The sequence below is a fragment of the Achromobacter sp. UBA4530 genome, assembly GCF_002388205.1.
Classification (GTDB): domain Bacteria; phylum Pseudomonadota; class Gammaproteobacteria; order Burkholderiales; family Burkholderiaceae_B; genus Achromobacter; species Achromobacter animicus.
On sequence record NZ_DGMA01000002.1, the window covers coordinates 261,815 to 284,236 of the forward strand.

20 protein-coding genes are annotated in these 22,422 nt (G+C 66.8%); 14 read left to right on the plus strand and 6 right to left on the minus strand.

Going from position 1 to position 22,422, the window contains the following annotated elements:
* Positions 1 to 105: 105 nt before the first annotated feature.
* Both lolA and B2W22_RS01795 read right to left on the minus strand, forming a co-directional pair.
* Positions 106 to 729 (minus strand): outer membrane lipoprotein chaperone LolA, encoded by a 624-nt coding sequence (gene lolA, locus B2W22_RS01790; protein WP_286936022.1) that lies wholly within the window; start codon positions 727 to 729, stop codon positions 106 to 108.
* Positions 729 to 3,110: a DNA translocase FtsK gene (locus B2W22_RS01795; protein WP_175123135.1), complete on the minus strand. Its 2,382-nt coding sequence runs from the start codon at positions 3,108 to 3,110 to the stop codon at positions 729 to 731. The genes lolA and B2W22_RS01795 overlap by 1 nt, the downstream gene beginning before the upstream one ends.
* Before the next feature lie 42 nt (positions 3,111 to 3,152).
* Between B2W22_RS01795 and trxB the strand changes: the two genes are divergently transcribed.
* From trxB to B2W22_RS01820, 5 genes are read left to right on the plus strand one after another with little or no spacing between them, the layout of a single operon-like run.
* The gene (gene trxB, locus B2W22_RS01800) at positions 3,153 to 4,112 is read left to right on the plus strand and encodes a thioredoxin-disulfide reductase (RefSeq protein WP_056321357.1); all 960 of its coding nucleotides are present in this window, start codon (positions 3,153 to 3,155) and stop codon (positions 4,110 to 4,112) included.
* Entirely contained in the window at positions 4,099 to 4,773 is a 675-nt protein-coding gene (locus B2W22_RS01805; protein ID WP_175184144.1) for a Smr/MutS family protein, read from the plus strand. Before trxB ends, B2W22_RS01805 begins: the two co-directional genes overlap by 14 nt.
* The gene (locus tag B2W22_RS01810; RefSeq protein ID WP_056568656.1) at positions 4,770 to 5,099 is read left to right on the plus strand and encodes a DMT family transporter; all 330 of its coding nucleotides are present in this window, start codon (positions 4,770 to 4,772) and stop codon (positions 5,097 to 5,099) included. The genes B2W22_RS01805 and B2W22_RS01810 overlap by 4 nt, the downstream gene beginning before the upstream one ends.
* Positions 5,096 to 5,794: a hypothetical protein gene (locus tag B2W22_RS01815; protein ID WP_286936007.1), complete on the plus strand. Its 699-nt coding sequence runs from the start codon at positions 5,096 to 5,098 to the stop codon at positions 5,792 to 5,794. The genes B2W22_RS01810 and B2W22_RS01815 overlap by 4 nt, the downstream gene beginning before the upstream one ends.
* Positions 5,781 to 6,911: a hypothetical protein gene (locus tag B2W22_RS01820; RefSeq protein WP_286936008.1), complete on the plus strand. Its 1,131-nt coding sequence runs from the start codon at positions 5,781 to 5,783 to the stop codon at positions 6,909 to 6,911. Before B2W22_RS01815 ends, B2W22_RS01820 begins: the two co-directional genes overlap by 14 nt.
* Here B2W22_RS01820 and B2W22_RS01825 read toward each other — a convergent pair.
* On the minus strand, positions 6,908 to 8,998 hold the full coding sequence (locus tag B2W22_RS01825; protein WP_175123139.1) for a sodium:solute symporter family protein: 2,091 nt from the start codon (positions 8,996 to 8,998) through the stop codon (positions 6,908 to 6,910). The genes B2W22_RS01820 and B2W22_RS01825 overlap by 4 nt on opposite strands.
* Positions 8,998 to 9,276 carry a DUF4212 domain-containing protein gene (locus B2W22_RS01830; protein WP_286936009.1) on the minus strand — a complete coding sequence of 93 codons (279 nt, stop codon included), beginning with the start codon at positions 9,274 to 9,276 and terminating at the stop codon, positions 8,998 to 9,000. The genes B2W22_RS01825 and B2W22_RS01830 overlap by 1 nt, the downstream gene beginning before the upstream one ends.
* Positions 9,277 to 10,014: 738 nt before the next feature.
* Between B2W22_RS01830 and kdpF the strand changes: the two genes are divergently transcribed.
* From kdpF to B2W22_RS01875, 9 genes are all read left to right on the plus strand, one after another.
* On the plus strand, positions 10,015 to 10,104 hold the full coding sequence (kdpF, locus tag B2W22_RS01835; RefSeq protein WP_175184142.1) for a K(+)-transporting ATPase subunit F: 90 nt from the start codon (positions 10,015 to 10,017) through the stop codon (positions 10,102 to 10,104).
* Positions 10,104 to 11,882: a potassium-transporting ATPase subunit KdpA gene (gene kdpA, locus B2W22_RS01840; RefSeq protein ID WP_286936010.1), complete on the plus strand. Its 1,779-nt coding sequence runs from the start codon at positions 10,104 to 10,106 to the stop codon at positions 11,880 to 11,882. Before kdpF ends, kdpA begins: the two co-directional genes overlap by 1 nt.
* 21 nt (positions 11,883 to 11,903) lie before the next feature.
* Positions 11,904 to 14,102: a potassium-transporting ATPase subunit KdpB gene (gene kdpB / locus B2W22_RS01845; protein WP_286936011.1), complete on the plus strand. Its 2,199-nt coding sequence runs from the start codon at positions 11,904 to 11,906 to the stop codon at positions 14,100 to 14,102.
* Between the two features lie 40 nt (positions 14,103 to 14,142).
* On the plus strand, positions 14,143 to 14,751 hold the full coding sequence (gene kdpC, locus B2W22_RS01850) for a potassium-transporting ATPase subunit KdpC (RefSeq protein WP_175123143.1): 609 nt from the start codon (positions 14,143 to 14,145) through the stop codon (positions 14,749 to 14,751).
* Between the two features lie 51 nt (positions 14,752 to 14,802).
* Positions 14,803 to 17,694 carry a sensor histidine kinase gene (locus tag B2W22_RS01855; protein WP_175123144.1) on the plus strand — a complete coding sequence of 964 codons (2,892 nt, stop codon included), beginning with the start codon at positions 14,803 to 14,805 and terminating at the stop codon, positions 17,692 to 17,694.
* A 9-nt stretch (positions 17,695 to 17,703) separates the two neighbouring features.
* Positions 17,704 to 18,396: a two-component system response regulator KdpE gene (gene kdpE / locus B2W22_RS01860; protein ID WP_175123145.1), complete on the plus strand. Its 693-nt coding sequence runs from the start codon at positions 17,704 to 17,706 to the stop codon at positions 18,394 to 18,396.
* 160 nt (positions 18,397 to 18,556) lie between these two features.
* Complete coding sequence (locus tag B2W22_RS01865; protein WP_286936013.1) at positions 18,557 to 19,318, plus strand: TorF family putative porin; 762 nt, start codon at positions 18,557 to 18,559, stop codon at positions 19,316 to 19,318.
* A 138-nt stretch (positions 19,319 to 19,456) separates the two neighbouring features.
* Complete coding sequence (locus B2W22_RS01870; protein ID WP_286936015.1) at positions 19,457 to 19,783, plus strand: hypothetical protein; 327 nt, start codon at positions 19,457 to 19,459, stop codon at positions 19,781 to 19,783.
* Positions 19,784 to 19,786: 3 nt separating this feature from the next.
* Entirely contained in the window at positions 19,787 to 20,686 is a 900-nt protein-coding gene (locus B2W22_RS01875) for a 4-hydroxy-tetrahydrodipicolinate synthase family protein (RefSeq protein ID WP_286936017.1), read from the plus strand.
* Here the strand turns inward: B2W22_RS01875 and B2W22_RS01880 are convergent.
* Both B2W22_RS01880 and B2W22_RS01885 read right to left on the minus strand, forming a co-directional pair.
* Positions 20,649 to 21,014, minus strand: a complete 366-nt coding sequence (locus B2W22_RS01880; RefSeq protein WP_349679445.1) for a methyl-accepting chemotaxis protein — start codon at positions 21,012 to 21,014, stop codon at positions 20,649 to 20,651. The genes B2W22_RS01875 and B2W22_RS01880 overlap by 38 nt on opposite strands.
* 108 nt (positions 21,015 to 21,122) lie before the next feature.
* Entirely contained in the window at positions 21,123 to 22,394 is a 1,272-nt protein-coding gene (locus tag B2W22_RS01885) for an O-antigen ligase family protein (protein WP_414631931.1), read from the minus strand.
* Positions 22,395 to 22,422 lie beyond the last annotated feature (28 nt).

A 22,422-nucleotide genomic window follows, 5' to 3' on the forward strand; every position in this document is an offset into this window, starting at 1 on the left:
CCGGCGGCGGGGCGCATGCTAACGGAAGGTGTCTGACTCCGCCGTCAAAAAGAAAATGCCCGGTTTTCAGCGGGCATTCTGCATTGGGCTGGAGCCAGCACCGCGCTACATCTTCACCACATCCACGCCCTTGGGCGCGGTGAACTGGAATTCCTTGGCGGGCAATTGCGGATTGGCCTGAATGCCAGACAGGTCGACGCGAGTGGTCTGGCCGAACGAATCCAGCAGCTCCACACGCACCGGCAGGTTGTTCTTCATGCCGATGTCCACGCGCGAGAACCCGGCGTCGGCCGTGCGCGGCTTGGCGCGCAGCCAGTCCACGCCGTCCTTGGCGGGCAACGCCGATACGTCGAACGATTGCTCAAGCGACCCGGAGCCGAAAAGAATGGCCGCAGGCGACGTGCCGATGGCGGCGTCGACCTTGCGCTCGGTGACCTGCGCCAGGTCCGGGTCGTACTGGAACACCTGACGGCCGTCGGAAATCACCAACTGCTCATAAGGCTTTTGCACCGCCCACTTGAACTTGCCGGGCCGCTGGAACGAGAACACCCCGGTCTGCGCGGGCTGCGTCCGGCCCTGATCGTTCACGGTGTACTGCGAGAACGACCCGGTGGCCGAGGTGACCGTGCTCACGAAAGCGCGCAATTGCTCCTGCGCACTGGCGGCCAGCACCAAAGTCGGCGACAGGCCCAGGACCGCAACAGCGGCCAGGTGGCGAAACGTCTTCATCATGCTTCCTCTCGGGCGGCGGCTGCGGGAACCAGGATCTCGCGGTTCCCATTGGATTGCATCGCCGACACCATACCCGATTGCTCCATCTGCTCGAGTAACCGGGCCGCACGGTTGTAACCAATCCGCAGGTGACGCTGCACCAGCGAGATCGACGCGCGGCGGTGCTTGAGCACGACTTCGCAGGCCTGGTCGTACATCGGGTCGGATTCCGCGTCGCCGCCGATGCCCGTGACGCTGCTGGCGCCCTCGGCGCCGTCGCCGTCCAGACCGCCTTCCAGGAGGCCCTCGACGTAATTGGGTTCACCCTGCGACTTCAGGCTCTCGACCACGCGATGGACTTCGTCGTCGCTGCAGAACGCGCCGTGCACGCGCACCGGCAGGCCCGTGCCCGGCGGCATGTACAGCATGTCGCCCTGACCCAGCAGGGTTTCCGCGCCCATCTGGTCAAGAATGGTGCGGGAGTCGATCTTGGACGACACCTGGAACGCGATGCGGGTCGGAATATTGGCCTTGATGAGACCGGTGATTACGTCCACGCTGGGACGCTGCGTGGCCAGGATAAGGTGGATGCCGGCTGCGCGCGCTTTCTGCGCCAGACGGGCGATGAGTTCTTCGATCTTCTTGCCGACGACCATCATCAGGTCGGCCAGCTCGTCGATGACGACCACGATGGTCGGCAGCGGCGACAGAGGCTCGGGCTGGTCGGGCGTCAGCGAGAACGGATTGGGGATCGGCTCCTCGCGCTTGATCGCGTCGCGGATCTTGGTGTTGTAGCCGGCCAGGTTGCGCACGCCCATCTTGCTCATGAGGCGATAGCGCTTTTCCATTTCGCCCACGCACCAGTTCAGCGCGTTGGACGCCTGGCGCATGTCGGTGACGACCGGCGCCAGCAAATGCGGGATGCCTTCGTAGACGCTCATTTCGAGCATCTTGGGATCGATCAGGATCAGGCGGGTGTGCGAGGCGTCGGCCTTGTACAGCAGCGACAGGATCATCGCGTTGATCCCGACGGACTTGCCCGAGCCGGTCGTGCCCGCCACCAGCAGGTGAGGCATCTTGGCCAGATCGGCCACCACCGGGTTGCCGGCGATATCCTTGCCCAGCGCCATGGTCACGACGGAATGGCTGGCGTGATAGGTCTGCGAACCCAGGATCTCGGACAGGCGCACCATCTGGCGGCGCGGATTGGGCAGTTCCAGCCCCATCAGGTTTTTGCCAGGAATGGTCTCGACCACGCGAATGCTGACCAGACTGAGCGCCCGCGCCAGGTCCTTGGCCAGGTTGACGATCTGGCTGCCCTTCACGCCGGTGGCCGGTTCGATCTCGTAGCGGGTGATGACGGGGCCGGCCTGCGCCGCGACCACGGTGACCGACACGCCGAAGTCGGCCAGCTTCTTTTCGATCAGGCGCGAGGTGAATTCGATGGTCTCGGCCGAGACGGTTTCCTGGTTGTTCAGGGGGGGATCAAGCAGACCGAGGGTGGGCAGGTCGCCTTCGGCGCCGCCGGTGGGCGGGAAGAACAGCGATTGCTGCTTTTCCTTTTCGACGCGCTCGGACTTGGGCACCACGGTGATGGCCGGTTCAATACGCACCGGCTGCTCGTGGACCAGCTTTTCCTGCTTGGCCACGACCTGTTCGGTGCGCACGGCCTTGGCGACTTCGCCGACCTTGCGGTCCTGACGCGCCGTATAGGAATTGCGCATCTTGCGGACCAGGCCTTCCAGCCAGGAACCGACGCGCTCGGCCACCGCCAACCACGAGAACGAGAAAAACAGGCTGAGCCCGATTGCGAGCATGACCAGGAATGCCAGCGTGGCGCCGGTAAAGCCGATGCTGCTGCCGATCAGGCCGGCCAGCATCTGGCCGATGACCCCGCCAGCGCCGCTGGCCGTTTCCGAGGCGCCCGGCAGATGCGTGCCGCGGCTGGCCAGGCGCAGGGCTTCCATGCCCAGCGAGCCCACCATCAGCAGAAAGAAGCCGATGCCCTCTTCCCAATGGACACGCGGCAGCACTTCGGGCTGCTTGCTGTTGGCGACGCGCAACTGCGCGGCCAGCCGCCGATAACCGGCGCGGACGCGGTGCAGCAGCAGGATGACCCACCACCAGGCGGAAAAACCGAATAGATAGAGGAGGATGTCGGCCAGATAGGCGCCCAGGCGTCCCCCCTGGTTGCGCACGACATCGCCCGGAACCGAGTGCGACCAGCCAGGGTCGGACGCGCTCCAGGTGGCGAGCACCAGGGTAAGCCAGGCCGCCAGGGCGGCAAATAGGATCCAGCGGGCTTCACGCAACAGCGCGGAAATGCGCGTTTGCAGCGGCGAAGGTCCGTTGCGGGTGTTGCGCGAGGCGCGCGGAGAAGCAGTCGAGATACGCGGCATGCGGCTCATTATAATTGGGCGTTACCCTAAAGATACCTGCCCATGTCCACGCCTACGCACGCTAAAGTTTTGATACTCGGTTCCGGCCCCGCCGGTTACACGGCGGCCGTCTATGCGGCACGCGCCAATCTTAACCCTGTTCTTGTTACAGGTTTGGCCCAGGGCGGCCAGCTCATGACCACCACGGACGTCGACAATTGGCCGGCCGACGCAGATGGCGTGCAGGGCCCCGACCTGATGCAGCGCTTCCAGAAGCATGCCGAACGCTTCAACACGGAAATGCTGTTCGACCATATCGCCAAGGTCGACCTCTCCAAGCGCCCCTTCACCCTGACCGGCGACACCGGCAAGGTCTACACCTGCGACGCCCTGATCATCGCGACCGGCGCCTCGGCCAAATACCTGGGCCTGCCGTCCGAACAGTCCTTCATGGGCCGCGGCGTGTCCGGCTGCGCCACCTGCGACGGTTTCTTCTACCGCAACCAGGACGTGGTCGTGGTCGGTGGCGGCAATACCGCCGTCGAGGAAGCCCTGTACCTGTCCAACATCTGCCGCAAGGTCACCCTGATCCACCGCCGCGACAAGTTCCGCGCCGAGCCCATCCTGGTCGACAAGCTCATGAGCAAGGTCGAAAACGGCAACATGGAGCTCAAGCTCTTCCACACGCTGGAAGAAGTGCTGGGCGACGACAGCGGCGTGACCGGCGTGCGTGTTCGCCACGTGGACACCGGCGCGACTGAAGACATGGCCGTCACCGGCGCGTTCATCGCCATCGGCCACCAGCCCAACACGGAAATCTTCCAGGGCCAGCTCGAGATGAAGGACGGCTACATCGTCACCAAGAGCGGCCTGTCCGGCATGGCCACCATGACCTCGGTGCCCGGCGTGTTTGCCGCCGGCGACGTGCAGGATCACGTCTACCGCCAAGCCATCACCAGCGCCGGCACGGGCTGCATGGCCGCCCTGGACGCCCAACGGTGGTTGGAGAATGCGGGGCAATAAGGTCGGCGTGGCCGACCTGAAACGCCTGAAGAAAGACCTGCAGGAAGAACGCGAGCGCGCCGCCCTTGCCCCGCAACGGGCGGCAGCAGCGCCGGCGCGCGCGGCATCGCCCCCCGAGGACGATCTGGCGGCGTTCAAGCGTTCGATGAAGTCCGTCACGCCGATCCGGCACACGGAACGCGTCACGCACAAGCCCCCCGCGGAACCCGCGCCCGCCCTGCGCCGCGCCAACGCGCTGGGCGAAACGCCCAGCCGCGCCGATGCCGGTGTCTCGGACGGCGGCGAGATCACGCATCTGCTGTCCGAAGGCGGCACCGCCTTCGTGCGCGGCGATGTGGCGCCCGACACCGCGCGCAACCTGCGCCGCGGCCAATGGCGCGCCGGGGCTGAACTCGACCTGCATGGCCTGCGCGTCGAGCAGGCCCGCCATGCCTTGCTGTCGTTCCTGGACGAATGCCAGGAACACGGCATCCGCTGCGTGCGCATCGTGCACGGCAAGGGCTACAACTCGGAAGGCCTGGAGCCGGTCCTGAAGGACAAGGCGCGCACGTGGCTGGTCCAGAAGGCCGAGGTCATGGCGTTTTCCGAGGCCCCCGAACGCGAAGGCGGCGCGGGCGCCCTGCTGGTGCTGCTGCGGCAGTCTGAGGGTCCGCGCAAATGAAATGGCTGTACCTGGGCGTGGCGATCGTCGCCGAGATCTTCGCCACCAGCGCCCTCAAGGGGTCCGAAGGCTTCACGCGGCTGGTGCCGTCCGTCATTACCGTCTTCGGCTACCTGATCTCGTTCTATTTCCTGTCGCTGACCCTGCGCGAGATCCCCGTGGGCATTGCCTACGCGATCTGGTCCGGCGTCGGCATCGTGCTGATCTCCATCGTGGGCGCGGTGCTGTTCAAGCAGCATCTGGACACCCCCGCGCTCATTGGCATCGGCCTCATCATCGCCGGAGTAGTGGTGATGAACGTTTTCTCCAAATCCGTCTCGCATTGACGGCCGTCGCCGCGGTCCTCGCGCGGTGCTTTTTGGCGCAGGGCTTCCTGGCGCAGGGCTTCCTGGCGCAGGGCTTCCTCGCGCAGGGCTCGTTGCGCCGCGCGCTGGCGGCCTTCCTGTGCCTGGCCTGCCTATTCGCCGGCAGCGCATTCGCCCACGACTTTGACCGCGCGGCCGAGCTCAAGCGCTACCGGGCCTGGCTGACCGTCTTCACGCAGGACATGGACCGGCTGGCCGCCGCGCGGGGCCCGTTGAACGACGCGCAGCTCGATGCGATGTTCGACAAATCCGTGGTGCCCGGTTCGCGAGCCGCCGGCTTCATCCGGCAGGCCTTCACCCGCCAATCCGGCGACGGCGACTACCGCCCGCAATACGGACCGCGCTCGGTCTTCCTGGGCGTGCTGGCCAGCGGCATTCCCGCCGGCCAAGGCGGCACGTATCCCGAATCCGATGCCGCGTTCAAAGGCACGGATCTGATCGTCTGGTATCTGCATGTGGACGTGGGCGACATGACCAACACCTACCTGCTGTCGTCCGGCCACTTCACCCCCTACCGACTGCCGCCCGCCGGCACCTTCGAGCGCAAGGCCTATCCCTTCCTGCTGATGGAGTCGCGCGACGGGACGCTGAGGCTGGGCGGTGTCAGCGCCGAGTTGTGGGGCCTCGTTGCATGGCTGCACAATGCCGCGAACTGATTGCGTCCTGCACCTGCTTGCCCTTGCCGCGCTTTCCGCGGCGCCGAGGCTTGCGCTGGCCCTGTGCCAGCCGCTGGCCGCGGGCGACAAGCTGACCGTCGTCGCCGACGTCCGGCTCGACGACACCAACACGTTGCTGGGCAAAGACGGCTCCCGCATCCGGAGCTGGCTGCCCCCTGTCCAGGTGCCAGACGGCCCGCGCGCCACACCGGTCCTGTGGGCCGAACGCGTGGACTGGTCCGTCTATGCAGCCGAACCCGGCGCGCGCATCGGCGTCACCGTGCTGCGCTTCGAACACGGCGTAGACGGCCGCCAGCATCTTTGCGGCATCGCCCAATACAGCCCGCACACGGTGGATGAGGCGCGCGCCCAGCCCGGCCCCGCCCTGCCGCCGCCAGACAACGAAACCCGCTTTCGCTACGACGCGGCCGGCAGGCTGACCGGCTATGACCTCCGCTCCCGCGCCTGGGACGGCCGGCAGAATCGCCCGGTGCGGCATTGCCTGCGTTACGACGCCAATGGCTGGCTGGCGGAACTGGCCGACGGCGCCTGCGACGGCGCCACGCGCCCGCAAGTGCGCTACGTGCATGACGCCGCAGGCCGCCTGTTACGGACCATCCACCACGCGCCCGAAACCGGCGAGGCGAACGAGATCATCGTGCATGACGCAAAAGGCGGAGCCGCCCAGCGCTACCTGCGGCCGGTCCGCGACACTGAAGACGGCCTGAGCGCGCAGGCGGCATTGCCATACCGCGCCATCCAGGGCGAACACCCGATCCTCGTGCTGCCCGGCGCTGGCTGGCAGCCGCCGGCGTTGGACTCCCATCACTACGACTGGGCCATCGTGCAGCCGCGCGGCGACGCCGATGTCTACGACGCCAAGCGCGATCCTTCGTCCGTGCTGGCCAGCGGCAACAGCGGCGCCAATGGGCGCTTCGACCTTAGCGCCGACGCCCGCCAACGTATCTGGAAGGCAGCGGGCCGCGCGCCCGGCGGTGTGCAATGGCTATGGGCGCCGGGTCAGGTCCTGACGCTGTTGCAGGCGATGCCCGGCGCCGCCTGGGCCGCCTGCGCCGATCCCCAAGACCGCAGTCCGGCCGCCTGCCCCGCCCCCTAGGTGTTGTCCGGCTGCGGGTGGCGCGCGTCCGGATTGCGCAGGTAGTCCACCAGCGCCAACGTGGCCCGATCGGGCGGCGGCGTCAGCAGCGACACCACCACGATCGTCAGGAACGCCACCGGCGCGCCAAACACCCCAGCCGCGATGGGCTGAATGCCCCACCACAGATCCACCGGCTGCGTGCGCGCGATGCCGAGCACCGATTCCCGCAGCCACGGATGCGTGTGCGTCATGTAGGCGAACGTCACGGCCAGCCCGGCCGCCATCCCCAGTGTGGCGCCCCATTTGTTCGCGCGCCGCCAGAACACGCCCATGACCAGCGCCGGAAAGAACGACGAGGCCGCGAACGAAAATGCGGCCGACACCATGAACAGGATGTCCGCGGGCTTGCGCGCCGCGACCCACGCCGCGCCAAACGCCACCACCAGCAGCAGGATCTTGGACACCATCACCCGCCGCGCCGCCGACATGCGCGGCGACACGACGCGATACCACATGTCGTGCGACAGGGAATTGGACAGCGTCAGCAACAGGCCGTCGGCCGTGGACAGCGCCGCCGCCAGCCCGCCCGCAGCAACCAGCCCCGAAATCACATAAGGCAGCCCGCCGATCTCTGGCATGGCCAGCACCACCACGTCCGCCCCCATGCTGATTTCGCTGAGCTGCACGACGCCGTCGCGGTTGATGTCGCTGACGTCGAGCAGATTGGTGTCGACCGCGCTCCAGGCATGCACCCAGTTGGGCAGGCTGAGGAAGTTCGATCCAACGACCTGCGTATAGATCTCGAACTTGACCAGCAGCGCCAGCGCGGGCGCCATGAAATACAACAGCAGGATGAACAGCAGCGACCAGCACACCGATTTGCGCGCCTCAATGACGGACGGCGTCGTGTAGGAGCGCATCAGGATGTGCGGCATGCCCGCGGTGCCCAGCATCAGGCACAGCACCATCGCCAGGAAGTTGATGCGCATGTTGCTGCGTTCCTCGGCGTCCTTCGCAGGGAACGGCTCGGCATGTGGCGTGGGCGGCGCGGCCCGGGCCTCGAAGGTCGCCTTGGCCTGCGACCACGTGGCGCGCGCATCCTCGACGGTCGGCGGATAGGCGGCCAGTTCGCGCTCGGCCGACCGGATCTCGACCATGGGCGCATCGCCCGCGTTCAACTGGGCCAGCCGGCTGCGCAGCTTGTCCTTTTCCAGCGTCCACGACTCGGGCAGCGCCTGCAGGCGGCGCCCCATTTCGTCGGCGCGCTGCTGCCAGATCCTGCGCACCTCGATCTCCGAAGGATCGTTCTGCAGGTAGACCTCTTTTTCAGTCACCTGCTGCAGCACGGCCCCGCCCGACAGTTGCGGCAACGGCATGTTGGTGTGCTTGACCGACAGCCAGATCACCGGCACGAGATACGCGATCACCAGGATGATGTACTGCCCGACCTGCGTCCACGTGACCGCGCGCATGCCCCCCAGGAACGAACACACCAGCATGCCGCCTAGCGCCACGAAGATGCCCAGTTCGAACGAGATGCCGGTCATCCGGGTGGTGATGATGCCCACGCCGTAGATCTGGGCCACCAGATACGTGAACGAGCACAGAATGGCGCAGAAGACCCCGGCCAACCGAGGCAGGTTGCCGCCGTAGCGCGCGCCCATGAAATCGGGAATGGTGTATTGGCCGAAGCGCCGCAGGTACGGCGCCAGCAGCATCGCCACCAGCACGTAGCCGCCCGTCCAGCCCATGATGTAGGCCAGCCCCCCGTAGCCGGTCAGGTACAGCGTGCCCGCCACGCCGATGAAGGATGCCACCGACATCCAGTCGGCCGCCGTCGCCATGCCGTTGTAGATGGCCGGCACCCGCCGGCCCGCGACGTAGTACTCGACCTGGTCGGACGTGCGGCAGACGATGCCGATGCCGGCGTACAGGCTGACGGTGACCAGCAGGAACACATAGCCGATCCAGTTGCGCGGCATGCCCAGGATCTCGGCCAGCGCCATCAGCAGGATCATCAGCGCGAAGCCGGCCGTGTACAGCACATAGATGCGCCGCAGCCGGATGCGGAACTCCTGCGGGGTGTCTCCGGTGAAAAACGGCATCAGCGCGGCTCCCCGGTTTCGTCGGCGCGCTCATCGGCGCGATTCATGACCCGGGCGTAGACGGCGATGATGATCAGGTAGGCCAGCGGAGCGCCATAGGCGGCCATCCAGAAGGCGAAGGGCCAACCGATGAAGTCAAAGGAGAGGCTGCGTGCGAAGTATGAGGGGATGAAAGTCAGCGCCGCCCAGACGGCGAGCAGCAGCACGATCAGCCGCAGATTGCGGCGCCAGTAGGGCGTGATGTATGTCCGGGACGGAGTAAGGCGCGTTTGCGGCATAGCGTGGATAAGCAGATCCCATCTGAATATCGCCAAACGCAGCGCTTGAAAAGCCCTGAAGCTTGATTTGCCGGCTTTTTATGCGACAACGGCTGGCACTTCCTGGTGCCAGCCGTTGTGCGTTTGCTTTTTTTGAGTACTGCTTTACTTTTTTTATGTACCGGTGCCGCCGGTATTTGCCCATGCAGGGCTTTGTCTCCTCACCTGCATGGGAAGAGATTCTGCACCAGATGCGGGAATGCCACACTAGGGGAATGCCCTAAGACGGAGCATTCATTTACATATTCCGTGCACCATATGAGTGCATTTTGGGGTCGCCGTACTAAATATTGGGATTTTTCCGGCAAATCGGCCCATCGTACCGCCTAATACTTGAGCAGTGCTCAGTTAGTGATCATGGCCGATGGCGCTGGCAGTCCAAGTCCGTGCATCGCGAAGCGCCCGATTCCGGGCATGGAACCCACAGCATTCCAGATCATCTTTACGCGCCGTTTACACCCCGCTCGCCAAGCTATACCCCGTTTTTACCCCCCGCTCCGTAACCTGCCGGTGTCCTGAAGGGTCACCTCGCCTGCCCGGCGCGCGTCCGCTTTCTGCCGCGCAGGCCTGTTCGAAGGGAGCAAGCCTCCCGGGGAGAAAAAACGTGGATCTCATTTATATCGCCATCTTCACCGTAATGGCCGGGCTGACTTGGGCCCTTGTCCGGTTCTGCGACGCATTGTCCGCCGGAGACCAGCCATGAACTGGCTCTACTGGCTGAGCGGCCTGACGGCCGCATTCCTGTTCGTGTACCTGCTGGTCGCGCTGTTCAAACCGGAGAAATTCTGATGACCCCCGAATTCGTCGGGCTGCTGGTCCTGTACCTGGCAGTCCTGCTTGCGATCGCGCCCATCCTGGGCCGCTACATCCGCATCGCCATGGAAGACGGCCGATCCCGGCTGACCGCCTGGGGCCGGCCGATCGAGCGCGGCATCTACCGGCTGGCGGGCATCGACCCGCAGGCAGAAATGGGCTGGAAGCGTTATGCCGCCGCCGTGCTGGTCTTCAACCTGGTGGGCATTGCCGCCGTCTACGCGCTGCAACGCGTGCAGGGGCTGCTGCCGCTGAACCCCGCGGGCCTTGGCGCCGTGTCGCCCGATTCCGCGCTGAACACCGCCATCAGCTTCGTCGCCAACACCAACTGGCAGGGTTACGCCGGCGAATCCACGATGAGCTACCTGACGCAGATGCTGGCGCTGACGGTGCAGAACTTCGTGTCCGCCGCGACCGGCATTGCCGTGCTGTTCGCGCTGATCCGCGGACTGGCGCGGCACTGTTCGGCCACGGTGGGCAACTTCTGGGCCGACATGGTCCGTTGCACGCTGTATGTGCTGCTGCCCTTGTCGCTGGTCCTGGCAGTGGCGCTGGTCAGCCAGGGCGTGATCCAGAACTTCAGCGCCTACCAGGAAGTACAGACGGTCGAAGCGGTGCGCTACGACGCACCGCGCCTGGACGCGCAGGGCCAGCCCGTGCTGGACGCAGCCGGCGCGGCGGTCACCGACCCGGTCACGACGCGCACACAGACGATTGCCATGGGGCCGGTTGCGTCGCAGGAAGCGATCAAGCTGCTGGGCACCAACGGCGGCGGCTTTTTCAACGCCAACTCGGCGCACCCTTTTGAAAACGCCACGCCCCTGTCGAACTTCCTGCAGATGCTGGCGATCCTGGCCATCCCCGCCGCCCTGTGCTTCACCTTCGGCGAGATGGTGGGCAGCCGGCGCCAGGGCATCGCGATCCTGGCGGCGATGACGGCACTGTTTGCCGTCTTCGCGCTATCCACCGCGTACTTCGAGCAGCAGCCCAATCCGATGGCCGTCCAGGCCGGGGCCGTGACGCCCGGCGGCAACATGGAAGGCAAGGAGACGCGCTTCGGCATCGCCGCCACCTCGCTGTTTGCGACGGTCACCACCGCTGCCTCCTGCGGCGCGGTGAACGGCATGCACGACTCGCTGTCGGCGATGGGCGGCCTGTCGCCCATGCTGCTGATGCAGTTGGGCGAAGTCGTGTACGGCGGCGTGGGTTCGGGGCTGTACGGCATGCTGGCCTTTGCGATCCTGGGCGTCTTCATCGCCGGGCTGATGATCGGGCGCACACCCGAGTACCTGGGCAAGAAGATCGAGGCCTTCGACATGAAGATGGTTTCCATCGTCATCCTGGCCACCCCGCTGCTCGTGCTGGGCGGCACGGCGTTGGCCGTGTCCGTGACGGCGGGCCAGGCCGGCGTGCTCAATCCGGGCATCCACGGCTTCTCGGAAATCCTCTACGCGCTCTCGTCGGCCGCCAACAACAACGGCAGCGCCTTCGCCGGGCTGTCGGCGAACACGCCCTTCTACAACATGCTGCTGGGCATCGCGATGTGGTTTGGCCGGTTCGCCGTGATCGTCGCGGTGCTGGCCATGGCGGGTTCGCTGGCCGCCAAGCGCCGGCTGCCCGCCGGCCCTGGCAGCATGCCGACCACCGGCCCGCTCTTCGTGACGCTGCTGATCGGCGCGGTGCTGCTGGTCGGCGCCCTCACCTACGTGCCCGCGCTGGCCCTCGGCCCGGTCGCGGAACACCTGCAACCCTGATGCAACAGGCTAGGAAAGAACATGGCCAAGATTGAAATGGAAACAACCAGCTCGGGCGGCAGCGTGGCCCGGGCGCCCGCTGCGGGCGCGCAGCCTGTCACGGCGCGGCCTGACGCAGCCGGCCCCGAGGCGGCGCCCGCCTTCGGCATGTGGTCCCGCGCGCTGGTCGGCCCCGCCATCGTCGACAGCCTGCGCAAGCTGTCGCCCGCCGCGCAGCTCAAGAACCCCGTGATGTTCGTGGTCTACGTGGGCAGCCTGCTCACCACCGTGCTGTGGATCATGGCCCTGCGCGGGCAGGCCGAAGCGCCGCCGGGATTCATCCTGGGTATCACCGTGTGGCTGTGGTTCACCGTGCTGTTCGCCAACTTTGCCGAGGCGCTGGCCGAAGGCCGCGGCAAGCAGCAGGCGGCCACGCTGCGCGGCCTGCGCACCACCATCGACGCGCGCCTGCTCAAAGGCTTTCGCGACGCCGATGCGGCTGATGCCGACCCCGCGCAATGGCGCGGCCAGGCGGTCAGCCAGCCTTCAGGCCTGCTGCGCCGCGGCGACGTCGTCCTGGTCGAAGCCGGCGACACGGTGCCCGGCGACGGGCAGGTCATCGCCGGCGTGGCCTCGGTCGACGAAAGCGCCATCACTGGCGAATCCGCGCCCGTCATCCGCGAGTCGGGCGGCGATTTCTCGTCCGTCACCGGCGGCACGCGCGTGCTGTCGGACTGGATCTTCGTGCGCATCGCCGCCGATCCCGGCGAGAGCTTCCTGGACCGCATGATCTCGATGGTCGAAGGCGCCAAGCGCCAGAAGACACCCAACGAGCTGGCGCTGACCATTCTGCTGGTGGGCCTGACCGTGGTCTTCCTGCTGGTCGTTGTCACGCTGATGCCCTTCTCGCTGTACGCCGTCTCGGCCGCCGGCGGCGGCGCGGCCGTCACGGTGACCGTGCTGGTCGCGCTGCTGGTCTGCCTGATCCCCACCACCATCGGCGGCCTCCTGTCCGCCATCGGCGTGGCGGGCATGAGCCGCATGATGAGCGCCAACGTGATCGCCACCTCGGGCCGCGCCGTCGAAGCGGCCGGCGACGTCGACGTGCTGCTGCTGGACAAGACCGGCACCATCACCTTCGGCAACCGCCAGGCCTCCACCTTCCTGCCCGCGCCCGGCGTGTCCGCGCGCGAACTGGCGGACGCCGCGCGCCTTGCGTCGTTGGCCGACGAGACGCCGGAAGGCCGCAGCATCGTGGCGCTGGCGGACAAGGCCATCCATGCGCCGGCCCCGCGCATGACCGGCGTCGAGTTCGTGCCGTTCACCGCGCAGTCCCGCATGAGCGGCGTCGACCTGGGCGAACGCCAGATCCGCAAGGGCGCGGTCGACGCGATCCAGGCCTGGCTTGCCGCGCAGGGCGCCACCGTGCCGGCCGAAGCTCTGCGCCTGGCCGAAGACGTTGCGCGCCGCGGCAGCACGCCGTTGATGGTCAGCGACGGCAACCGCGCGCTGGGCGTCGTCGAGCTCAAGGACATCGTCAAGCCCGGCATCCAGTCGCGCTTTGCCGAGCTGCGCCGCATGGGCATCAAGACGGTGATGATCACCGGCGACAACAAGCTGACCGCCGCCTCCATCGCGGCCGAAGCGGGCGTCGATGACTTCCTGGCCGAAGCCACGCCCGAGGCCAAGCTCAAGCTCATCCGCAACTACCAGTCGGAAGGCCGTCTGGTCGCAATGACCGGCGACGGCACCAACGACGCACCCGCGCTGGCGCAGGCCGACGTGGCGGTGGCGATGAACTCCGGCACGCAGGCCGCCAAGGAAGCCGGCAACATGGTGGACCTGGATTCCAACCCGACCAAGCTCATCGAGATCGTCGAGATCGGCAAGCAGATGCTGATGACCCGCGGCGCGCTGACCACCTTCAGCGTGGCCAACGACGTCGCCAAATACTTCGCCATCATCCCCGCCGCCTTCGCCACGGTGTATCCGCAGCTGGACGTGCTGAACATCATGGGGCTGGCCACGCCGTCCTCGGCCATCCTGTCGGCCGTGATCTTCAATGCGCTGATCATCGTGGTGCTGATCCCGCTGGCCCTGAAGGGCGTGCGCTACCGCCCGCTGGGCGCCTCGGTGCTCCTGCGCCGCAACCTGCTCATCTACGGCCTGGGCGGCCTCCTGGTGCCGTTTGCCGGCATCAAGCTGGTCGACATGGTGCTGGCCGCGTTGGGCTGGGTGTGATGCCCGCCCGCGATCAAGCCCCTACGCAAAGGAAATCCTCATGAACTCAGCAATCTCCACGCCGCGCCAAGGCGGCATCCTGCGCCCCGCGCTGACCCTCTTCGCCGCGCTGTCGCTCATCAGCGGCCTGGCGTATCCCTTCCTGACCACCGGCATCGCGTCCGCCGTGTTTCCCCACCAGGCCGCCGGCTCGCTGATCCAGCAGGACGGCAAGGTGATCGGTTCGGAATGGATCGGCCAATCGTTCACCTCGCCGCAGTACTTCTGGGGCCGCCCGTCGGCCACCGCGCCCATGCCATATAACGCGGCGGCCTCCGGCGGCTCGAATCTCGGCCCGCGCAACCCCGCGCTGGCCGAAGCCATCGAAGCGCGCATCGCGGCCCTGAAGGCGGCCGACCCGGACAATGCCGCGCCCGTTCCGGTCGACCTGATCACCGCATCGGGCAGCGGGCTGGATCCGCACATCAGTCCGGCGGCCGCGGCGTACCAGGCCGACCGCGTGGCGCGCGCCCGCAACCTGCCGCGTGGCGAGGTCGATGCGCTGATCCGGGCGCACACCGCCGCCCCGTCGCTGGGCGTGCTGGGCGACCCCGCCGTCAACGTGCTGACGCTGAACCTGGCGCTGGACAAGCTGCGCGTGGCGCGCTGATGCGGCGGCGTATAGTATTGCCAGCCGTTTCCTCCCCTCCCTTGCGCGTTCATGGCTGACATCGCTGGCGAGCGTCCCGATCCGGACGCGCTATTGAAGACCCTGGACGCCGCCGAGCGCCAGGCGGAGCGCGGCAAGCTGCGCGTGTACTTCGGGTCGTCGGCCGGCGTGGGCAAGACCTACGCCATGCTGGCCGCGGCGCGCGCGCAGGCGGCGCAGGGCACGGACGTGCTCGCCGGCATCGTCGAAACCCACGGCCGCCGCGAGACCGCCACGCTGCTCGACGGCCTGCCGGTCCTGCCGCTCAAGGACGTGGCCTACCGCGGTCACACCCTCAAAGAGTTCGACCTGGACGGCGCCCTGCTGCGCCGCCCCGCGCTCGTGCTGGTCGACGAGCTGGCCCATTCCAACGCGCCGGGTTCGCGCCACGCCAAGCGCTGGCAGGACATCCAGGAACTGCTGGCGGCCGGCATCGACGTCTGGACGACACTGAACGTGCAGCATCTGGACAGCCTGAACGAGGCCGTCGGCAGCATCACCGGCGTGCGCGTCTGGGAAACGGTGCCCGACGACGTGTTCGACGCGGCCGATGAGGTCATGCTGGTCGACCTGTCGGCCGACGAACTGCTGCGCCGTCTGAAGGAAGGCAAGGTCTACCTGCCCGAACAGGCGCGCCACGCGGCCCGCAATTTCTTTCGCAAGGGCAATCTGATCGCGCTGCGCGAACTGGCGCTGCGCCGCACCGCCGAGCACGTGGACGACGACGTGCAGGCCTATCGCCGCGACCGCGCCATAGATTCGGTGTGGCGCACGCGCGAAGCCATCGTCGCCTGCGTCGGGTCCGATACCGACGCCGACTACGTGATCCGCAGCGCCCATCGCATGAGCCAGCAGCTCGATTGCGATCTGCACGTCGTCACCATCGACACGCCGCGCGCCGCGCCGCCCGCGGCGGCCGACGTCGAGCGGCTGCAGCACAGCCTGGCGCTCGCCGACGCGCTGGGCGCGCGCACCGAAACGCTGGCGGGTGGCGACATGGTCGATGCCGTCGTCCGCTACGTCCGCCGCCACAACATTACCAAGGCGATCGTGGGCCGGACCCGCGCGGGCGGCTGGCAGCGGTTGCGGCTGTCGCTGACCGCGCTGCTTACCGCCGTCATGTCGCCGGGATGGCTGTGGCGGCGCCACAGCTTTGCCGACATGCTGGCCGCCGGCTGCCCGGAGATCGACATCATCCGGCTGGGCGCGCCACCCCTGCCCGCGCAGGCGCCGCCCGGACGCGACCCGTTCACGCTGGGACGCCGCGCCCGCCCGTCCGATGACGAACGCGGGGCGCGGCCGCTGGCGGGTTATGCGTGGGCGCTGTGCTATTGCGCCGTGGCCACGGCGCTGTCGGCGCTTGCGTTCCCGACGCTGCACCAGACCAACATCGTCATGCTCTTTCTGCTGGCGGTGGCCGCAGTTGCGTTGCGCCACGGGCGCGGGCCCGCCGCGCTGGCGTCCGTCGTCAGCGTGGGACTGTTCGACTTTTTCTTCGTGCAGCCGCTGTCGTCGTTCGCCGTGTCTGACGTGCAGTATCTGCTGACCTTCGGCGTGCTGCTGGGCGTGGGGCTGCTGATCGGCCAACTTACCGCCGGCCTGCGGCTGCAGGCGCAGGCCTCGGTCAAGCGCGAGGCCGATGCGCGCAGCCTCTACGAATTCGCGCGCGAACTGTCGTCCGCCCTGCTGCCCGAGCAGATCGTCGCGCTCGCCGGCTCGTTCGTGCATGCCACGTTCGGCGCGCGCTGCTCGCTTTACATCCTGGGCCTGGACGACCGCTTGAAACTCGCCTCGCCCGAAAGCGGCGACACGACCGCTCCGGAATCGGCGCTGGCGCAGTGGGTGTACGACCACGGCCAGCCTGCAGGCGCGGGCACCGCCACCCTGTCGAACAGCGCGTTGCTGTACCTGCCGCTCAAGGCGCCCATGCGCACGCGGGGCGTGCTGGTGCTGGATGCCCCCCGCCGCAGCCTCTACGCGAATCCCGACACGCGCCGCCAGGTCGAGGCCTACGCCACGCTCATCGCCATTGCGCTGGAACGCCTGCACTACGTGGAAGTCGCGCAGCAGGCCGTGGTCAGCATGGAATCCGAAAAGCTGCGCAACTCGCTGCTTGCCGCGGTGTCGCACGACCTGCGCACGCCGCTGACCAGCCTGGTCGGCATGACCGATACGCTGATGCGCCAGCAGCACGCGCTGCCCGACGGCGTGCAGGACACCGTGCGCGCCATGCGCGATCAGGCGCAGCGCATGCACGCGCTGGTCGTCAACCTGCTGGACATGGCGCGGCTGCAAAGCCGCGACGCGCCGCTGCGTATGGAGTGGCAATCCATCGAGGAGCTGGTCGGCGCCGCGCTGGCGGCCATGCGCGAACCGCTGGCGGGCCGCAAGGTCGACGTTTCGCCCCTGTCGGCGCTGCCGCTGGTGGAGTGCGACGGCGTGCTGATCGAACGCGTGCTGTGCAACCTGCTGGAGAATGCGGCCAAGTACACGCCCGCCGGCAGCACGTTGCGCATCCATGCCTACGTGCATGAAGACGGGATACGCGAGGCCGGGATGCACGAGGCCGAAGTGCACGCGGCAGCAACGCAAACTGCTGAAACACACACGGCTGCAACGCACACGACTGTGCCGCACCATGCCGAAATGCGCGTGGCCATCACCGACAACGGTCCGGGCGTCGCGCCGGGCGCCGAGCGCCGCATCTTCGAAAAATTCACGCGGGGCGAACGCGAGTCCGCCACGCCCGGCGTCGGCCTGGGCCTGGCCGTGTGCGAAGCCATCGTCGCCGCCCATCACGGCCGCATCTGGGTCGAACACGCGCCGGGCCAGGCCAGCGGCGCGCAGTTCGTCTTCAGCCTGCCGCTGGGCGCCCCGCCCTCAATCCAACCCGAAACCGCCTGAGTCCGCGACATGTTCGATTTTCAGCCCGTAGTCCTCATCATCGAAGACGACGCCAACATCCGGCGGTTCGTCCGCCAGGCGCTGGAAAGCGAAGGCTGCGTGGTGCACGAGGCCGACACGGTCAAGCGCGGCCTGATCGAAGCCGGCACCCGCCAGCCGGACGCGATCGTGCTCGACCTTGGCCTGCCCGACGACGACGGCATGACCCTGATCCGCGAGCTGCGCGGCTGGACCGAGGTGCCGGTGCTGGTGCTGTCCGCGCGCAGCGCCGAGGCCGACAAGGTGGCGGCGCTGGACGCGGGCGCCGACGATTATCTGGCCAAGCCTTTCGGCGTGAGCGAACTGCTGGCGCGCCTGCGCGTGCTGCTGCGCCGGCATGGCCGCGGCGGCGCGGGCAACGCGGCTGAGATCGTGTTTGGCGACGTGCGCGTGGACTTCTCGCGGCGCGTGGTCGAACGCGCTGGCCAGCACGTGCACCTGACCGCCATGGAATACCGCCTGCTTGCCGCCTTGCTGGCTCATCGCGGCAAGGTCATGACGCACCGTGAGCTGCTGCGGCAAGTGTGGGGCCCGTCCCACGTCGAAAGCAACCACTACCTGCGGATCTACATGGGCCATCTGCGCCAGAAGCTCGAAGCCGACCCGGCGCAACCGGTGTTCCTGCTGACGGAGATCGGGGTAGGTTATCGCTTCGCGGGCTGAGCAAACGCGTTCAACACCGGCTTCGATAGACGCCATTTCAAAGCCCGCCTTTTGAAGCCCGCTTTTTGATGCGCCCTTTACGCGCAGGGCGCGGGTCTTGTCTCGCGCTTTATGCCGATCCTCCTATTGTTGCGGTCCGCTCAACACCAGGAGGCTTCACATGCCCCGCAACACCCTCGCCGCGCTGGCGCTGCTTTCCCTCATCCCCGCGGCACAGGCCGCCGACGCCCCCAGCGCCGCCGATGCCGTATCGCCGTACTCGCTGACGGCCAACGTCACGCTCGCCAGCCAGTACCGCTATCGCGGCCTCATGCAGACCAACAACCAGCCCGCCATCCAGGGCGGCTTCGACCTCACGCACGCCAGCGGCTTCTACCTGGGCAACTGGAACTCCAACATCAGCTGGCTGAACGACAGCAACAGCGACGTGTCCGCGCCCGTCGAGATGGACTTCTACGGCGGCTACAAGGGCAACCTCACGGACAACGTGCCCGTCGACCTGGGCGTGCTGCAGTACTACTACCCGGGCGACTATCCGTCCGGCTACACCAGCCCCGACACCACCGAACTCTACGCCGGCATCGGCTACGGCCCGGTGATGTTCAAGTACTCCCTTGCGCTGACCAACCTGTTCGGCTTTGCCGACAGCAAGTACAGCCAATACTTCGACCTGTCGGGCAACTTCGATACCGGCGTCTGGGGTCTCGTCGTCAACGTCCATGCGGGACGCCAGATCGTGCGCAATGTGGATAACGGCTCCTACACGGATTGGAAGCTGGGCGTGACCAAGGACTTCGGGCAGGGGCTGTCGGTCTCGCTGGCCTATCTGGACACCAACGCCGACCGTGCCGTCTACACCAACACGCGCGGCCGTGACATGGGCCGCGCCACGGGCCTCCTGTCGGTGACCAAGACGTTCTGACAGCGGCGGGCGTTGACGCCGTTTTTATACGGCGCCCCCGCATTTATCGGCGGGATTTACGGCGGCATTCCTATAGTGGAATCGTCGTCAACCACCGGATTCGCGGGTCGCCGTCTTCGGCCCCGCCCCCACACCGCCATGATTCCCCGATCGCACCGCCGCCCGACCACCCTCGACGCCGCCCTTGCTGCCCAGCCCGCGCCGCCGCCGCAATGCAGCCTGATCGCGCTGACCGTGCGCATCGATACGCTGGACGCCTTGAACGTGCGGCTGGCCTTGCACCGCGCACTGGGCGATCGCATCGGGGTCTACCTGCTGTCGGTCGACCATGCGCACGCCCAAAGCACCCTCGAACTGCAATGCGAACGCGGCGAACTGGACGCCATGATGGCCGCGATCATGCGCGGCCTGCCCTGCGCTGAATTCGGTACGGCGCGCCCGGCCGCCGCCCTCACGGAGCGATGAGCCATGGACACCCTTGCCAAACCCGCATTCGAAGGCCTGTGGCTGCCGCTGGTGACGCCCCTGCGCCGCGGTCATGTGGACCTGGACGCCGCACAGGCGCTGGCCCGCTACTACCGCAACGCCGGCATCGCCGGCCTGGTCCTCTTTGGTTCCACCGGCGAGGGCAACCTGCTCAGCATGCCCGAGAAAACCGACATGATCGAAGCCATCGCCAGCGACGCGCATGCGCTGCCGCTGGTGCTGGGCGCGGGCGGCGTCGATACGCGGGGCGTGGCCGCCGCGGTGCGACGACTGGACCGCTACGCACCCGCCGGCTACCTGGTTCCCCCGCCGTACTATCTGGGGCCATCCCAGGCCGGCATCCTGTGGCATTACCGGCAGATCGCGTGGGCCACCGAGCGGCCCATCATCCTGTACAACATCCCCAAGCGCGCAGGTGTCGCCATGACGGTCGAAACCATGGAAGCGCTGGCGGCGCTGCCCAATTTCGGGGCGGTCAAGGAATGCAATCCCGCCGTGCTGGGCGCCTTGAATGCGCGGGGCCGCCTCAATGCCCTTTGCGGCGAGGACCTGGCCTTGCTGGATCACTTCCTGGCGGGCGGACGCGGCGCCATTCCCGCTGCCGCGCACCTGTTTCCGGAGCGCTTCGTCGAGATGATGCAGCTTGCACAAGCCGGCCACATCGAGGCCGCGCGCGACTGCTTCGACCCATTGCGCCCCCTGATCCGGTTGCTGTTCAGCGAGCCCAATCCCGCGCCGGTCAAGCGCGCGCTGGCCATGCAGGGCCTCATCGCCGACGAGCTGCGCATGCCGATGATGCCCGCCAGCCGCGACCTGGGCGCGAAACTGCGGCGGGCCATGAGCCTTATCCCGGCATCGGCTGAGCGGCTGCAGACAGCCTGAAGATCGACACGGCGCGGGCCAGATCGCCCGCTTGACCGTGCAGCGCGGCGGCAGACGCCGCAAACTCCTCTACCAGCGCGGCGTTCTGCTGGGTCGCTTCGTCCAGATGCGTCACGGTCTGGTTGATCTGCTCGATGCCCGCGCTCTGTTCGCCGGACGCCGTGGCGATCTCGCTCATCAGCGGCGCGCTGGTGGCTGCCGATTCCAGCACGCTTCCCATCGTGGCGCTCGCCTGTTCCACCCGCTGGCTGCCGCGCGCCACCGAGTCGGCCGACGCTTCGATCAGCGACTTGATTTCCTTGGCGGGGATGGCCGACTTCGTTTGAATTCGATTTGACTAGTCACTTTGAGCTAGCTTAAGTCCGATAATAAAGCGCAAGGCGTGTCGCGCCTTGCGTTTTTTTGGACCCGGTTACCAGACTGGGCCCGCACGAATTCAAGCCACGGGCTGGAACGTCGGCGGGGCCTTGCGCACCGGACGCGCCGTTGTCAGCGCAATCAACGTCACGGTGATCAGCGCGTAGGTAGGCACGCTGCGCATGTTGCGGAACATCATCTCGGTCAAGCTGAAGGCGCAATAGCTCAGGCAGAACAGGAGCCCCATCTGGGCGCCCACGCGGATCACGCGGTCACCGCTCGCCAGGCGTCGAAAGAAAACGGCTGCCGGCACGAGGTAAAGCGCAAGAATGCTGAAGAGCCCCAAAATTCCGTAACCGGCCAGCGCCGCCAATAGATCGTTGTGGGGTTCGCCAAAGCCATCGACCACTTCCTGCGTCACGATCCCCTGTCCTTGCAGCACCCGCAACTCCTCGCGGAATTTGCTCGGCCCGATCCCCACGATCGGACTTTTTTCGAACATGATAATCGACGCATGCCACAACTGAAGACGAATGCCGAACGACGTGTCGCGGTTCGACGACGTCGCAAATCCTTGAACGTCATGCGCTATCTGCTGCATGCGACTGCTGAACGTCCAGATTGCGGCGGCACTGACAAGCAAGGTCAGGCTTATGGCCAGGGCACAGTACATCTTGTGGCGGCGTTGCCAGTTGCGCAGCCCCAGCAGAACAACCACGCCAAGAATGGGCAACATCATCCAGCTACTACGCGTTTCAGACTTCCAGGTCGCATAAACCGTCAACAAAACGGCCAATACCTTGACCGCCGTTTCCAGGCGCGGCCAGCGCGTGCTGGGCCCCCATCCCAATGTCAGCAGCGTCATGCCGCCAAACAGCAACGTCATGTTTGCGAAGGCCACCGCGTTGTAGCGCGCACCGACCTGGACGACGGCGTTGCGGTCGAACATGGACGTGACGACGATGAGGATGCCCGCACCGGCCAGCGCGCCGACGAGAATGCTCCATTGCACATGCTTGAGCCAACGCTCGCGCGCCCGCAGCAGTAGCCACAGCACCGGCAAGGCCAGCGCAAAGCGCGTCAGTTTTTCAAGTTCCGAACTGCTCATCACGCCCGTCGCGCCGAACGTGATGAACATACAGGCTAGCGGCGATAGCAACGCGATGAATATGGGCGACAGCTCGCGCAGATTCATCGGCTCATACCGCTTGATCGCATTGACCGCCATCGCGGTCAACGCGATCAGGGCGCTCAGATACAGGACCGCCGGCCCGCCCACCGGACTGGTCAAGGCCAACGCGGGAACCAGGAGGACCAGCCCGGTGGCCAAAGAAACATACAGTTGGGGCACTACAATCAACCCGAAAGACTTGGGCACG

Excerpts from the sequence above, each read along its gene's own strand:
- B2W22_RS01870 (WP_286936015.1), top strand. The coding sequence starts at position 19,457 with ATGATTCCCCGATCGCACCGCCGCCCGACCACCCTCGACGCCGCCCTT.
- kdpC (WP_175123143.1), top strand. The coding sequence starts at position 14,143 with ATGAACTCAGCAATCTCCACGCCGCGCCAAGGCGGCATCCTGCGCCCC.
- kdpE (WP_175123145.1), top strand. The coding sequence starts at position 17,704 with ATGTTCGATTTTCAGCCCGTAGTCCTCATCATCGAAGACGACGCCAAC.
- B2W22_RS01805 (WP_175184144.1), top strand. The coding sequence starts at position 4,099 with ATGCGGGGCAATAAGGTCGGCGTGGCCGACCTGAAACGCCTGAAGAAA.
- kdpF (WP_175184142.1), top strand. The coding sequence starts at position 10,015 with ATGAACTGGCTCTACTGGCTGAGCGGCCTGACGGCCGCATTCCTGTTC.
- B2W22_RS01825 (WP_175123139.1), bottom strand. The coding sequence starts at position 8,998 with ATGCCGTTTTTCACCGGAGACACCCCGCAGGAGTTCCGCATCCGGCTG.
- kdpA (WP_286936010.1), top strand. The coding sequence starts at position 10,104 with ATGACCCCCGAATTCGTCGGGCTGCTGGTCCTGTACCTGGCAGTCCTG.
- lolA (WP_286936022.1), bottom strand. The coding sequence starts at position 729 with ATGAAGACGTTTCGCCACCTGGCCGCTGTTGCGGTCCTGGGCCTGTCG.
- trxB (WP_056321357.1), top strand. The coding sequence starts at position 3,153 with ATGTCCACGCCTACGCACGCTAAAGTTTTGATACTCGGTTCCGGCCCC.
- B2W22_RS01875 (WP_286936017.1), top strand. The coding sequence starts at position 19,787 with ATGGACACCCTTGCCAAACCCGCATTCGAAGGCCTGTGGCTGCCGCTG.
- B2W22_RS01830 (WP_286936009.1), bottom strand. The coding sequence starts at position 9,276 with ATGCCGCAAACGCGCCTTACTCCGTCCCGGACATACATCACGCCCTAC.
- B2W22_RS01820 (WP_286936008.1), top strand. The coding sequence starts at position 5,781 with ATGCCGCGAACTGATTGCGTCCTGCACCTGCTTGCCCTTGCCGCGCTT.
- B2W22_RS01795 (WP_175123135.1), bottom strand. The coding sequence starts at position 3,110 with ATGCCGCGTATCTCGACTGCTTCTCCGCGCGCCTCGCGCAACACCCGC.
- kdpB (WP_286936011.1), top strand. The coding sequence starts at position 11,904 with ATGGCCAAGATTGAAATGGAAACAACCAGCTCGGGCGGCAGCGTGGCC.
- B2W22_RS01865 (WP_286936013.1), top strand. The coding sequence starts at position 18,557 with ATGCCCCGCAACACCCTCGCCGCGCTGGCGCTGCTTTCCCTCATCCCC.
- B2W22_RS01810 (WP_056568656.1), top strand. The coding sequence starts at position 4,770 with ATGAAATGGCTGTACCTGGGCGTGGCGATCGTCGCCGAGATCTTCGCC.
- B2W22_RS01855 (WP_175123144.1), top strand. The coding sequence starts at position 14,803 with ATGGCTGACATCGCTGGCGAGCGTCCCGATCCGGACGCGCTATTGAAG.